The organism is Streptomyces sp. CA-250714 (assembly GCF_050936705.1).
Lineage (GTDB): Bacteria > Actinomycetota > Actinomycetes > Streptomycetales > Streptomycetaceae > Streptomyces.
Genome location: NZ_JBNJMI010000002.1, coordinates 2,713,084 through 2,725,740, shown reverse-complemented (window position 1 = coordinate 2,725,740; position 12,657 = coordinate 2,713,084). Strand labels below are relative to the sequence as shown.

The following is a 12,657-nucleotide window of genomic DNA, read 5'->3' as shown; positions in this document are numbered from 1 at the left end:
TTGCCGCTATCGGCATATGCCAGACGGCTGAATGCGCCCCCTGGCGCGCCCCCTGATGCGCCCCCTGGGAGCGCTTCCCGATCCTACGGCGCTTCCGCCGCCCTTCCTCCCCCTGTGCGCCTTCCTCTTCGCACCCTCTTCGCGCGCTTCGCACGGCCGAGCCCGCGTCCTTCGCACGGCCGAGCCCGCGCGCACGGCCGAGCCCGCGCCGGATGTGGCGCGGGCTCGGCGGGGATCGGGGAGGCGCGGCGGTCGTGCGGAGCGCCGGCCACGCACGTCACAGGACGGCGCTGAGGAACTCCCTGGTCCGCTCGTGCTCCGGGTCGGTGAAGATCTTCTCCGGCGCACCGGACTCGATGACCCGGCCCGCGTCGAACATCAGCACGTCGTCGGAGATGTCCCGCGCGAAGTTCATCTCGTGCGTGACGCACAGCATCGTGATGTCCGTGGTGTGGGCGATGTCCCGCAGCACGTCCAGCACTCCGGCCACCAGCTCGGGGTCGAGCGCCGAGGTGACCTCGTCCAGGAGCAGCACCTGCGGCCGCATCGCGAGCGCGCGGGCGATGGCGACCCGCTGCTGCTGACCGCCGGAGAGCTGGGTGGGGTACTTGTCGACGTGGTCGGTCAGACCCACCATCTCCAGCAGCTCGCGGGCGCGCTGCTCGGCCTCGTCCTTGCCCAGGCCCAGCACGTGCACCGGCGCCTCGGTGATGTTCCGCAGCACCTTCATGTTGGGGAAGAGGTTGAACTGCTGGAAGACCATGCCGATGTTCTTGCGGACATGGCGCGAGTGCTTCTCGCTCGCCGGCACGAGCTTGCCGTTCTTCTCCTCGTGGGAGAGGTACTCACCCCCCACCTTTATGGTGCCCTCGTCGGGCTTCACCAGGGTCATCAGCAGCCGCAGGATCGTCGTCTTGCCCGATCCGGAGGGGCCGATGAGGGTGACGTGCTTGCCGGACGACACGTCGAAACAGAGGTTGTCCAGCACCACGTTGCTGCCGTAGCGCTTGGTGACGTTGTCGAACTTGATCAGTTCGCTGCCGTCGACGGCGGGGTTCGTACCGCCGTTCGCGGCCGTGCTCGAGTTCTTCTCAGCGGACAAGACGACGCTCCAGGGCTCGCGTAAGCAGGGATGCCGGGTAGGCGATGAGGATGAAGGCGATGCCGACGACGGTGATCGGTTCGGTCGGCTGGAAGGTGACAGCGGTGAACTGCCGTGCCTGGCCGAGCATTTCGAGGGCGCCGATCACCGCGATCATCGGCGAGTCCTTCAGCATCGCGATCACGTAGTTGCTCAGCGCGGGCACCACGCGGCGGATGGCCTGCGGCAGGATGACCGCGCCCCAGACCCGGCCACGGGGCAGGCTCAGCGCGGTGCACGCCTCCCACTGGCCCACCGGCACTCCGTCGATACCGGCGCGGTAGACCTCAGCGGTGTACGTCGAGTAGTGCAGCCCCAGACCGATGATGCCGGTGGTGAGCGCGGAGAGGGTGACGCCCCACTCGGGCAGTACGTAGAACAGGAAGAACAGCTGCACCAGCAGCGGTGTGTTGCGGATGAACTCGGTGACGATCGTCACCGGCCAGCGGACCGCCTTCAGCGGCGAGCGCTGGGCCATCGCCCAGACCAGACCGACGGCGAAGGCTATGAGCGAGCCGAGCACCAGCGCCTGGAGCGTGACGAGCACGCCGTCCCAGAAGCGCGGCATGAAGTCGGCGACAGCGGACCAGTCCCACTTCATCAGGCACCTCCCGCGCTCGAGAAGTCGCGAGAACTCTCCGTCTGCTGCCGGATGTTGAGCCTACGCAGCACTCCGACGCCCTTCTCCGGGGCCTGGCCGACGCCTGCCTTCGCCTTCCGCTCCACGGCGCGCATCACACGCGTCAGCAGGAAGGCCAGGACGAAGTACATGACCAGGATGATCGTGTAGACCGGGGCGCTCTCGCCGAGCGCGTTGCGCACCAGCGCGGCCCCGAAGGTGATGTCTCCGACGCCCAGTACGGACACCAGCGCGGTGCCCTTGAGCAGCTCGATCAGCAGGTTGTTGGCGGGCGGGATCATCTCCGGCCACGCCTGCGGCAGCAGGACCTTCGTCAGCCGCTGCCAGGGCGAGAAGCTGAGCGCGATGCCCGCCTCCTGCTGGGCCGGCGCCACCGCGGCCAGCGCGCCGCGCACGATCTCCGAGCCGTAGGCGCCGTACGACAGGCCGAGGGCGAGCACGGCGGCCCACATCGGCACCAGCTGCCAGCCGAACGCGACGGGCAGCACGAAGAACATCCAGAACATCAGCACCAGGGCCGAGGTGCCCCGGAAGATCTCCATGTACAGGCCGGAGAGGAACCGGACGATCCACAGCCGGTGCGTCCTGGCGACGCCCACCACGAAGGCGACGAACGCGCCCAGTGCCGCGCTGAAGACGGTCAGCTGTACGGTGACCCAGACGCCCTTGAAGAGCAGTTCCCACAAACCCGCGGTGAGGTCCGTCATGCGCAACGCTCCTTCGCGGTCATTTCGGTCATCTCCTCCGCGAGGAAGCCGAAAGGCTTCATGAGACGGAGAAGTTCGCCGCTCTTCTTCATCTTGTGGAGCTCGCGGTTGAACGCGTCCCGGAGTTTCGTTTCCGTCTGACGGAATGCGAACGCGCCGGTACCCAGATCGGGCTTTCCGTCCAACTTCGGAGTGAACGCCTCCGTGTACTCGGCTTTCCGGCTCTTGGTCTGCTTGACCACGTTGCGAACGGTTACGGCAGTACCGGCGAATACATCGGCCCGGCCCTGTTCCACGGCAAGGAGTCCGGCCAGCTGGTCGGGCAGCAGCAGAATTTCCGACTCCTTGATGCCCACCTCGGCGGCGTACGAGATTTCCGCGTAGCCGGTGCCGGTGGCCATCTTGGCGCCGCTCTTCTTGATGTCCTCGTAGTTGCGCAGGTTCTTCGGGTTCCCCTTGCGCACGATAAACGCGTCGCGCATCTCGTACTCGGGGTCGGCGAAGAGGACCTGCTTGCAGCGGTCGGGCGTAATGTACATACCGGCCGCGACCACATCGAACTGCTGCGAGTTGAGCCCCGGGATCAGCGAGTTGAACTCGGTCGGGAACGGCTGTACCTGCGGGACTCCCAGTCGCTGGAAGATGGCGCGTGCGATGGCGGGTGAGCTGCCCGTCAGCTCGCCGTCCTTGTCTATGTAGCTGTAAGGCTGTTCACCGGCGAGACCCAGTTTCACCGTTCCCTGGGCCTTCAACCGCTCCAGAAGATCTCCCCCGTTCTCGGTGTCCGCACTGGACACCCGGCTACATGCGGTTGTTGCGCCGAGCGCACTCACCGCACTCAAGGACGCCGCTCCAGCGAGCAGCGACCGACGGCTCAAACGTCTCCCGGCACCTGCCGTGTTGTTCCTCTGTGGTGGAGCCATGGGCGCGCGTATACCCAGCCATGCTGAAGATATGCGGATAATTTCAAGCCGTTATGGGGTCGCGCCGAGGGCGACATCTAGGTCACCATTAGCTGGTAAATGACCACCCTGGTGCGGAAGAGGCACGATGGCTGAGCGCTTCATTGAAGTGTCGTTGGACAAGCGGGGAGTGAGCTGCACGGCAAAGCTGCTCGACGACCGCGCACCGATCACTTGCGCGGCGGTGTGGGACGCACTGCCGCTGGGCGGCGATGTCTACCACGCGAAGTATGCGCGTAACGAGATCTACGCCCTCATTCCCCCCTTCGCCCCCCAGGAGCCGCCGCTGGAGAATCCGACCATTACCCCCATCCCAGGTGACCTCTGCTATTTCACCTTTTCCAACACGCAGTTGGCGACGCCGGGATACGGATACGAGGCCGCGGCGGAACAGCAGGGGGCCCAGGCGGCACACGCCAACCACGCCACCGTCATCGACCTCGCGCTCTTCTACGAGCGCAACAACCTGCTGATCAACGGTGACGCGGGCTGGGTGCCCGGCATCGTCTGGGGGCAGATCGTCGAGGGTCTCGACACCATGGCCGAGGCCTGCCAGGACCTGTGGCGGTCCGGAGCCATCGGCGAAACCCTCAACTTCCGCCGAGCCTGAGGAAGTTGCCCGTTGGGGGGCGGCACCCCCCAACGGGCCCCGGCCGGTTCTCCCTCAGCCCAGGGCCGAGGGCACCTCGGCCGCGACCCCCGCCTCGTACAGGGCGTGCGAGGCGCTGAGCACGAGCGCGTCCGCGTGCCGCGGACCGACGAGCTGCACCCCCACCGGCAGCCCGTCCCCGTCGGTGCCGCACGGCACCGAGGCGGCAGGCTGCTGCGTCATGTTGAACGGATACGAGAACGGGGTCCACCCGGTCCACCGGGTCAGCCCCGAGCCCTCCGGCACCTCCACCCCCGCCTCGAAGGCGGTGATCGGCATGGTCGGCGTCACCAGCAGGTCGTACCGCTCGTGGAAGGCGCCCATCAGCCGGCCCATGTCCATCCGCTCGTCCACGGCCGCGAGATAGTCCAGCGCGCTGCGTGCGGCACCGTCCGCGCAGATCTCCTGCAAGCCGGGATCCAGACTCTCCCGCTGATCTTGGCTGAAACCTTGTGTGACCCGCGCCGCACCGCTGAACCACAGCGTGTGGAAGGAATCGACCGGATCGGCGAACCCCGGATCGGCCTCCTCCACGACCGCGCCCAGCTCCTCCAGCAGCGCAACCGCTCCCCGTACCGCCGCCGCGACCTCCGGGTCCACCCGCACCCGGCCCCCGAAATCGGGCGAGAACGCCACCCGCAGCCCGCGCACCCCCTCGGCGCCCGCCGCCAGTGCCCCGCGGAAGCTGTGCGGCACCGGGCCCAGATGCGACCAGTCCCGGGGGTCCGGGGTGGTGATGACGTCCATCAGCAGCGCCGCGTCCTCCGCGTCCCGCGTCATCGGGCCGACGTGGGCGAGCGTCCCGAAGGCACTCGCCGGGTAGATGGGCACCCGCCCGTAGGTGGGCTTCAGCGCGAAGATCCCGCAGAACGAGGCGGGGATCCGTACCGAGCCGCCGCCGTCGGTGCCCAGCGACAGCGGCCCGGCGCCCGTCGCGACGGCCGCGGCGCTGCCGCCGCTGGAGCCGCCGGCGGTGCGGTCCGGCGCATACGGGTTGCCGGTCACCCCGTGCCGGGGGCTGTCGGTGACGCCCTTCCAGCCGAACTCGGGGGTCGTCGTCTTGCCCAGGAAGACGGCGCCGCTCTCCCGCAGCCGGGCGACCGACGGCGCGTCCTCGTCCCAGGGCCCGGAATCGTCCACGGCCCAGGAGCCCTTGTAGGTGGGGCCGCCGCGCTGGAGCAGGATGTCCTTCACGGTCACCGGCACCCCGTCGACCGGGCCCGCCGGCTCGCCGCGCCGCCAGCGCCCCGTCGACTCCTCGGCCTGCCGCAGCGCGTCCTCGCTGTCGATACGGACGAACGCGTTGACGCGCTCCTGGGTCTGTGCCGCGCGCTCCAGCGCCGCCCGGGTCACCTCCACGGGGGTGAAGTCCCCCGTTTCATAGCCCGCCACGAGCTGGGTCGCGGTCAGAGCGTTGAGATCGGACATGACGAAACCTCCCGAGAGACCGGGCACCCCGCAACGCGGACTGCCACAGGACGACGAGCCCCGGGCCCGCACGGAGGCGGACAAGAGGCGCCCCGGCCGAACGACCCGGCAGAGGGAACCGGATGAACGTGACCGGGAAAGCAAACGGGTATTGCAAACAGGTAAAGCAAATCGGCAAAGAGAACCGGCAAAGTGAACCGGTAAAACGAACCCGATAAACAAACCGGATAAACAAACGAGGTAAGCCAACGGGCTGAACGAAAAGCCTCCGCCCGGCCGACCGGCTGAACATCTCGCTCGACGGCCCGGCAGTGGCACCGTCGGGCCCTCGATCACCGGAAACCGCCCGTACCGCCGCCGGTCCCGCCCCGGCCGCCTGTCCAGGGTGGACCGGTGGCCGGTGGCGGGAGCGGGACGCGCCGGGTCAGGGAGCCGGGTCGGGGGAGGTGGGCGCCGGGGGCGCTGTCGGAACGTAGCCGAGGTCCTTGTCGACGACGTTGAGCAGCGGTTCGCCCGCCTCCCAGCGGTCGAAGTTGTCCAGGAACTGCTCCGACAGATCGTCGCGCCAGCCGACCGTGTCGCCGCTCATGTGCGGCGAGATGAGCAGCCCCGGTACGTCCCAGAGCCTGCTGTCGGCGGGCAGCGGCTCCTCGGCGAAGACATCCAGCGCGGCGCCCTTGATGTGGTGCTTCAGCAGCGCGTCCACCAGGTCGTCCTCGACCACGTGTGCGCCCCGGCCCACGTTCACAAAGTGGGCTTCGGGCTTCATCCGCGCGAACATTCCGGCGTCGAACATGCCCGTCGACTCCTGGGTCAGCGGCGCCACGCACACGACCCAGTCGGACTCGCCGACCAGCTCGGGCAGTGAGGCGATGCTGTGGACGCGCCCGAATTCGGAGTCCGTGTCCCGTGCTGTCCGGCCGACGAGGTCCACTTTGACACCGAGTGCCAGCAGCGCGCGCCCGATTTCCCGGCCGATCGGTCCCGATCCCACGACCGTCGCGCGAGTTCCGCCCACGCGGAATGTCTCCCGGTGCCGCCAGCGCCGCTGTCGTTGCAATTCCCAAGTGCCACGGAAGTCCTTGGCCATGGCCAGCACGAGTCCCAGCACGTATTCGGCAATGGGCCGGTCGAAGACGCCTCGTGCATTTGTGATGACGGTCTCACGTCCGTCGGCGAGCTCCGGCAGCAGCCGGTCGACCCCGGCGCTGGGCGTGTGCACCCAGCGGGGCCTCGGCCCGTCGCCCGGCCATGCCTCGCGCACCGCGTCGGAGAGAAAATCCCAGACCAACAGCACGTCGGCCTCGGGTAGTTGGTCGGCGAGAGTCTTCTCGTCGGCATGCATGACGCGTGCGCGTCCCGCGAGTCGGTCGAGCCGCGGAAGCGGCTCGGCGTCGAGGACAAGAACGCAGGTTTCGGACATAGGCAGGAAACCGTTTCGAAACGCAGGGACGGTTGGCTGAACGAGTGAGCCGGGGGAGGGACGGGAACCAGCCTCATTGGCGGGATTGACCACGGTAGGGAGCAGAAACTACCTTCGTCAACAAAGACATCTGTCCCGGCGTCCCGGCTTCTGACCGGCTTTGCTTTTCCTCTGACTTCCCTTGACTCAGGGGCCTTCTGGCCATGAGCCTTCCCCTCCGTTCTTTTGGGGCCCGAAATGGACGTCTCCTTCCTCGGCGGACCGTTGCCGCAGCGCGGCGTGGGAATCGTCGCTCCCTTCGACTTCGCACTGGACCGTGAGCTCTGGCGCTGGGTGCCGGACGACGTGTCCTTGCATCTGACCCGAACTCCCTTCGTCCCTGTGGAGGTCAGCCTGGACCTCGCCCGCCTGGTCAGCGAGCACGAGACGCTGCGCGAGGCGGTACGGGCGCTGTGCGCCGTGGCCCCCGAAGTGGTGGCCTACGCCTGCACGTCGGGCAGTTTCGTGGGCGGTACGGCCGGTGAGCGGGCCATGGCGGCTGCCATGGCGGAAGCCGGTGACATGCCCGCCCTCACGACCTCGGGTGCGCTCCTGGACGCGCTCCGTGAGATCGATGCCCGGCGCATCGCCATCGTCACCCCGTACACCAAGTCGGTCACCGACTCCCTGGAGGAGTACCTGGACGAGGCCGGCATCGGCATCACCGGGCGCTGCTACATGGGACTCACCCGGGAGATCTGGCGGGTGGCCTACCGGGACGTGGTCGACATGGCGCGGGAGGCGGTGGTGGACGCGCCGGACGCGCTGTTCATCTCCTGCACCAACCTCCCGACGTACGACGTGATCCCGCAGCTGGAGGCCGAGCTGCGGATGCCGGTCCTCTCGGCCAACCAGGTCACCATGTGGGCCGCGCTGCGAGCCGTCGGCAAACAGGCCGTCGGCCCCTACCAGGCGCTGCTCGACCCGGTCGCCCGACGCGGCCCGGCCGCCATGACGTCCACCACCGGCACCCAGCCGGTGGCCCATGAGACGGACGGGCTGGTCGAGCCGGAGGAGCAGCAGCACGAGCCGGAGGCGGCGCTGGCGGGCGCGGGCACCGAGTCCGCCGAACCGCTGGAGGGCACCTCCGACCTCGGTTACGGGCAGTCCGGGCATCAGGAGGACTGGGGCGGCAACCCCCAGCCCCCGGCCTGACCCGCGCCGCCCGCACCGCAGGACCCGCGGAACACGACCCGGCGACCCGGGGAACACGACCCGCGGAACCCGACTCGCAGACCCCAACCGCCGTACCGCTACCGGCAGTACGGCGGTCCAGGTACGCGCCCACGCCCCGGTGTGCGCGTACGCACCCGGCCAACCCCCCAACCCACATCTCACCCCCACCCACCTCACCCCAGCTTTTCGAGCACGCACAGGAGGCGTAGATGGCACAGGCGGCATCGGCACCGGCGGTCGGATTCCTCTACCCCGGCTACTCGGCCGAGGACGACTACCCGAGGCTGGAGCGAATCCTCGCCGAGGCGGGCGCCGAGGTACGGCTGCCGCTCGTGCACACCGACATCGGCGAGGACGCCCACCGGGTGGACGCGCTGCTGGAGATGGGCTCGGCCGCGCGGCTCGCCGCGAAGGTCGAGGAGGTCAAGGGCCACGGCATCCAGGCCGTGGTGTGGGCCTGCACCAGCGCCAGCTTCGTCTTCGGCTGGGAAGGCGCGCACGAGCAGGTGCGCGAGCTGGGCGAGACGGCGGGGCTGCCGGCCTCCAGCACGTCCTTCGCCTTCGCCCACGCCGTACGCGATCTGGGCGTCGAGCGGGTCAGCATCGCCGCGACGTACCCGGAGGACGTCGCCGAACTGTTCACCGGCTTCCTCAAGGCGGCGGGCGCCGAGGTGGTCGCCATGCGCGGCAGCGGCATCATCACCGCGGCCGAGGTCGGCACCTGGGGCGAGGAGGAGGTGCTGGCCCTGGCCCGCGGCGGTGATCACCCCGACGCCCAGGCGGTACTGCTGCCGGACACCGCCCTGCACACCGCCGCCTACATCCCGGCCCTGGAGGCCGAACTGGGCAAGCCCGTCCTGACGGCGAACCAGGTCACCGCCAAGGAGGGGCTGCGACTGCTGGACCTCAAGGTCCACTGCCCGGCCCTGGGGGCACTCTTCTCCTGACCCGGGACGCCCGCTCGGAGCGTCCTGGCCCGCCCGCCTCGCCTGCCGGGCCAGGACGCGCTACCCGGCCCCGGCGGTGGTCGCACCGGCCGCCGCCGAGGGCCGGGGCGCGCGGTCTCCGTACCGCGATGAACGCGCGGAGCGCAGCGGCGGCAGCCGCAGGCGAACACGTCACCGGGAAGACGGTGGCCCGCTGATGCGTTGTACCGGCTCGTGGCCCGTTCCCCGTCCGGGGGAGCGGGTCGTGCACCGGAACGCAGGAGGAAGGCGAGGCCATCGTGAGCCAGGCAGGCGAGGACGCACAGCGCGGGGAACCGACGACCGGTATCCGGGGTGAGGCGCGGGGCGAGGCTCCCGTACCTCTTTCCGTTCTCGACCTGGTGAACGTGGGTGAGGGATACACCGCGGGGGACGCGCTGGCGGCCTCCACCAGGATGGCCGAGCTCGCCGACGCCCGCGGCCTCACCCGCTACTGGGTGGCCGAGCACCACTCCATGCCGGGTGTCGCCAGTTCCTCGCCCGCCGTCATCCTGGCCCATCTGGCCTCGCACACCCGCCGGGTCCGGCTCGGCTCCGGCGGGGTGATGCTGCCCAACCACGCGCCGCTGGTCATCGCCGAACAGTTCGGCACCCTGGAAGCCCTGGCACCGGGCCGGATCGACCTGGGTCTCGGCCGGGCGCCGGGCACCGACGGGGCGACGGCGGCAGCGCTGCGCCGCACCGAGAAGCTGCGCGAGGGCGCGGAGGACTTTCCGCAGCAGCTCGCCGAACTGATCCGGTTCCTGGACGACGACTTCCCCGACGGCCACCGCTATGCCCGTATCCACGCCGTGCCGGGTCCGGTGCAGGCGCGCGGCACCGCGGCGAAGGCCGCCGCGCACCGGCCGCCGGTCTGGCTGCTGGGCTCCTCCGGGTTCAGCGCCCAGCTCGCCGGGCAACTGGGCCTCCCGTTCGCCTTCGCCCACCACTTCTCGGCCGCCAACACGCTGCCCGCGCTGGAGCTCTACCGCGAGAGCTTCCGCCCCTCGGCGGTGCTGTCCGAGCCGTACGCCCTGATCGGCGCCGCCGCGCTGGCCGCCGAGGACGAGAAGGAAGCGCACCGCCAGGTGCTGACGGGGGCCCTGTCGATGGTCCGGCTGCGTACCGGCCGCCCCGGGCTGATCCCCACCCCGGAGGAGGCCGAGGCCTACCCCTTCAGCCCGGTGGAGCGCGACTTCGTCGACAGCTGGCTCGCCAATGTGACATACGGCACCCCTGACGCCGTACGTGACGGACTCGACGCCCTGGTCAAGCGAACCGGCGCCGACGAACTGATGCTCACCGCCAACGCCCACACCCCCGAAGCCCGCATCCGCTCACTGGAACTGATAGCCGACGCCTACGCGATGTGAGGCCGGCTGGGGCCGGGGCGAAGCCCCAGAAAGGGGGCTCTGGGGGCGAAGCCCCCAGAAACCATGTCCGCCGCGACGGCGCGCAACCCAGACGGCGAGGGTCCGGCGGCAAATCGAGCCCCCGCAGCCACAACGTCCGACTCACACAGCAACGCGCAACAGCAGCTCCGCGATCCGGTCGGCCTCCATGGGTTTGGCGTAGTGCCAGCCCTGGCCCGTGTCGCAGCCGATGCGGCGCAGCCGCTCCGCCTGCGCCGGGCCCTCCACACACTCCGCGGTGACGGTCAGACCCAGCTTGTGGGCGAGCTGGACCAGCGCCGTCACGATGGTCTCGTCCGCGGGGTTCTGGTGCCGGGCCGTACGGAAGCCGCGGACGAAGGTGCCGTCCAGCTTGAGGGCGCGCACCGGGAGGCGGCTGAGGTAGGCGAGGTTGGAGTAGCCGGTGCCGAAGTCGTCGATGGCGATCCGCACACCCATCTCCGACAGCGCCTGGAGTGCCTGGAGGGGCCGTCCGGCCGAGCCCATCACCGCGGACTCGGTCAGCTCCAGCTGGAGCAGCCCGGCGGGCAGGCCGGTCTCCTCCAGGATGTCGGCCACATCGCGCACCAGGTCGGAGTCCCACACCTGGCGCACCGCCACATTGACGCTCACGTACAGCGGCGGCCCGGGGTGCTGCCGCATCCAGCGTCGGGCCTGGCGGCAGGACTCCTCCAGCACCCAGCGGCCCAGCGGCACGATGGCGCCGTTCTCCTCCGCGAGCCCGATGAACCGGTCGGGGCCGAGTGTGCCGAACTGCGGATGCCGCCAGCGCACCAGCGCCTCGACACCGCGCAGCATGTCGTCGGCGAAGCCCACGATCGGCTGGTACTCCAGCACGAACTCGCCCCGTTCCACGGCCCGGCGCAGTGTGGAGGAGAGGGCCTGCCGGGTCATCCGGTGCGCGTTGCGCTCCGGGTCGAAGAGGGTCCAGCGGGCTTTGCCGTCGGCCTTGGCCCAGTAGAGCGTGGTGTCGGCGGCCTGCATCAGCTCGGTGGGAGTGGTGCCCGCCGTCTCGCGTTCGACGACGCCGATGCTGGCCGAGACCGCCAGCCGCTGCCCGGCCAGGTCGAACGGCCGCTGGAGCGCGGCGAGTACGGACTGGGCCAGCTCGGTCAGCTGCTCGGTCCCGGTGGACGACTCGACCAGCAGCGCGAACTCGTCACCGCCGAGCCGGGCCACCAGATGGCCGCCGCACTCCTCGCCGCCCGCCTCGGCGCACTGCGTCAGCCGCTGGGCGACCGCGTTCAGCAGGCTGTCGCCGATCCGGTGCCCGAGGGTGTCGTTGACGGCCTTGAAGCCGTCCAGATCGATGTAGCACAGCCCGGTCCTGCCGGTCGCCGAGTCGGCCAGCGCACCGGCCAGCCGTTCGAAGAACAGCGTGCGGTTCGGCAGCCTGGTGACCGGATCGTGCATCTGGAGGTGCCGCAGCCGTTCCTGGAGGTCGCGGCGCTCGCTGACGTCCGCGATGGACAGCAGCGCCTCGCCACCGCGTGAGGTGGGGGTCACGGTGATCTCGGCCCAGAGGGTGTGACCGTCGGCGTGCTTGAGCCTGCGGGTGCAGGACATCCGGTCGGTACGGCCCTGGAGCGCCTCGTGGTAGGCGCTGCGCACCCGCCCGTCCAGGCCGAGCCCGGCCAGCTCGGCGATGGGCCGTGCGGTCAGCCGGCGCGGATCGGCGCCGAGCAGGGCGCCCAGCGCGCGGTTGGCCGTCAGTACCCGGCCGTTGGGGTCGACGATGGCCATCGGCAGCTGCGCCGCGTGGAAGGCGGCCCGGAAGTCGCTCTCGCTGTGCCCGTTGTGTGCGCGGCGTCGCCAGCGCTTGTGGCTACTTTCCGTGATGGTCTGGGGTTGGGTTACGAGGGCTTCGCCGGAGTCTTTGCCCGGTCCTTCGAGGGGTCCGTTCACCGATCGCTCCGCGGGGGGCTCGTCTCGTGCGGATCGGTCGGCCGGCTGCCCGTAGGCCGCCCAGGGGAGGATCCGCGCTGGAAATGTGCCGATCATAGAGGTTGACGCCGGAGCGGAGCCAGTGTCTCCGCTGCGGTTGCCGGTCGCTCAGGCGGCCGGGGGACGGGCATGGGCACGCGGGTGACCGTTTCTGCACCGGTGCTGAGAGCG

General features: G+C 69.9%; 11 protein-coding genes. 4 read left to right on the top strand and 7 right to left on the bottom strand.

Annotated features, from left to right (window positions below; genetic code table 11):
• Positions 1-277: 277 nt before the first annotated feature.
• The 4 genes from ehuA to ehuB are packed head-to-tail and all read right to left on the bottom strand — an operon-like array spanning position 278 to position 3,411.
• Positions 278-1,102 (bottom strand): ectoine/hydroxyectoine ABC transporter ATP-binding protein EhuA, encoded by an 825-nt coding sequence (gene ehuA, locus ACQEU8_RS31090; protein WP_433106982.1) that lies wholly within the window; start codon positions 1,100-1,102, stop codon positions 278-280.
• Positions 1,092-1,742 carry an ectoine/hydroxyectoine ABC transporter permease subunit EhuD gene (ehuD, locus tag ACQEU8_RS31085; RefSeq protein WP_433106980.1) on the bottom strand — a complete coding sequence of 217 codons (651 nt, stop codon included), beginning with the start codon at positions 1,740-1,742 and terminating at the stop codon, positions 1,092-1,094. The genes ehuA and ehuD overlap by 11 nt, the downstream gene beginning before the upstream one ends.
• Positions 1,742-2,488, bottom strand: a complete 747-nt coding sequence (ehuC, locus tag ACQEU8_RS31080) for an ectoine/hydroxyectoine ABC transporter permease subunit EhuC (RefSeq protein ID WP_433106978.1) — start codon at positions 2,486-2,488, stop codon at positions 1,742-1,744. The genes ehuD and ehuC overlap by 1 nt, the downstream gene beginning before the upstream one ends.
• Entirely contained in the window at positions 2,485-3,411 is a 927-nt protein-coding gene (ehuB, locus tag ACQEU8_RS31075; protein ID WP_433106976.1) for an ectoine/hydroxyectoine ABC transporter substrate-binding protein EhuB, read from the bottom strand. Before ehuB ends, ehuC begins: the two co-directional genes overlap by 4 nt.
• 127 nt (positions 3,412-3,538) lie before the next feature.
• On the opposite strand from ehuB, the gene ACQEU8_RS31070 reads away from it, so the two are divergent.
• Positions 3,539-4,060: a DUF3830 family protein gene (locus tag ACQEU8_RS31070; protein WP_433106974.1), complete on the top strand. Its 522-nt coding sequence runs from the start codon at positions 3,539-3,541 to the stop codon at positions 4,058-4,060.
• A gap of 54 nt (positions 4,061-4,114) precedes the next feature.
• On the opposite strand, the gene ACQEU8_RS31065 is transcribed toward ACQEU8_RS31070, so the two are convergent.
• Together ACQEU8_RS31065 and ACQEU8_RS31060 are read right to left on the bottom strand one after the other, a co-directional pair.
• Positions 4,115-5,527 carry an amidase gene (locus ACQEU8_RS31065; protein WP_433106972.1) on the bottom strand — a complete coding sequence of 471 codons (1,413 nt, stop codon included), beginning with the start codon at positions 5,525-5,527 and terminating at the stop codon, positions 4,115-4,117.
• A 424-nt stretch (positions 5,528-5,951) separates the two neighbouring features.
• On the bottom strand, positions 5,952-6,950 hold the full coding sequence (locus tag ACQEU8_RS31060) for a D-2-hydroxyacid dehydrogenase (RefSeq protein ID WP_433106970.1): 999 nt from the start codon (positions 6,948-6,950) through the stop codon (positions 5,952-5,954).
• A gap of 237 nt (positions 6,951-7,187) precedes the next feature.
• On the opposite strand from ACQEU8_RS31060, the gene ACQEU8_RS31055 reads away from it, so the two are divergent.
• The 3 genes from ACQEU8_RS31055 to ACQEU8_RS31045 all read left to right on the top strand — a co-directional run bounded on the left by ACQEU8_RS31055 (position 7,188) and on the right by ACQEU8_RS31045 (position 10,503).
• Positions 7,188-8,144 carry a maleate cis-trans isomerase family protein gene (locus ACQEU8_RS31055; protein ID WP_433106968.1) on the top strand — a complete coding sequence of 319 codons (957 nt, stop codon included), beginning with the start codon at positions 7,188-7,190 and terminating at the stop codon, positions 8,142-8,144.
• Between the two features lie 230 nt (positions 8,145-8,374).
• Positions 8,375-9,112, top strand: a complete 738-nt coding sequence (locus ACQEU8_RS31050; protein WP_433106966.1) for a maleate cis-trans isomerase family protein — start codon at positions 8,375-8,377, stop codon at positions 9,110-9,112.
• A 278-nt stretch (positions 9,113-9,390) separates the two neighbouring features.
• Complete coding sequence (locus ACQEU8_RS31045; protein ID WP_433106964.1) at positions 9,391-10,503, top strand: LLM class flavin-dependent oxidoreductase; 1,113 nt, start codon at positions 9,391-9,393, stop codon at positions 10,501-10,503.
• A gap of 141 nt (positions 10,504-10,644) precedes the next feature.
• Here the strand turns inward: ACQEU8_RS31045 and ACQEU8_RS31040 are convergent, their stop codons facing one another.
• Positions 10,645-12,447: a putative bifunctional diguanylate cyclase/phosphodiesterase gene (locus ACQEU8_RS31040; RefSeq protein WP_433106962.1), complete on the bottom strand. Its 1,803-nt coding sequence runs from the start codon at positions 12,445-12,447 to the stop codon at positions 10,645-10,647.
• Positions 12,448-12,657 lie beyond the last annotated feature (210 nt).

Bases quoted from the DNA above. Each gene is read 5' to 3' on its own strand.
- ehuD (WP_433106980.1), bottom strand. From the start codon at position 1,742: ATGAAGTGGGACTGGTCCGCTGTCGCCGACTTCATGCCGCGCTTCTGG.
- ehuC (WP_433106978.1), bottom strand. From the start codon at position 2,488: ATGACGGACCTCACCGCGGGTTTGTGGGAACTGCTCTTCAAGGGCGTC.
- ehuB (WP_433106976.1), bottom strand. From the start codon at position 3,411: ATGGCTCCACCACAGAGGAACAACACGGCAGGTGCCGGGAGACGTTTG.
- ACQEU8_RS31070 (WP_433106974.1), top strand. From the start codon at position 3,539: ATGGCTGAGCGCTTCATTGAAGTGTCGTTGGACAAGCGGGGAGTGAGC.
- ACQEU8_RS31065 (WP_433106972.1), bottom strand. From the start codon at position 5,527: ATGTCCGATCTCAACGCTCTGACCGCGACCCAGCTCGTGGCGGGCTAT.
- ACQEU8_RS31060 (WP_433106970.1), bottom strand. From the start codon at position 6,950: ATGTCCGAAACCTGCGTTCTTGTCCTCGACGCCGAGCCGCTTCCGCGG.
- ACQEU8_RS31055 (WP_433106968.1), top strand. From the start codon at position 7,188: ATGGACGTCTCCTTCCTCGGCGGACCGTTGCCGCAGCGCGGCGTGGGA.
- ACQEU8_RS31050 (WP_433106966.1), top strand. From the start codon at position 8,375: ATGGCACAGGCGGCATCGGCACCGGCGGTCGGATTCCTCTACCCCGGC.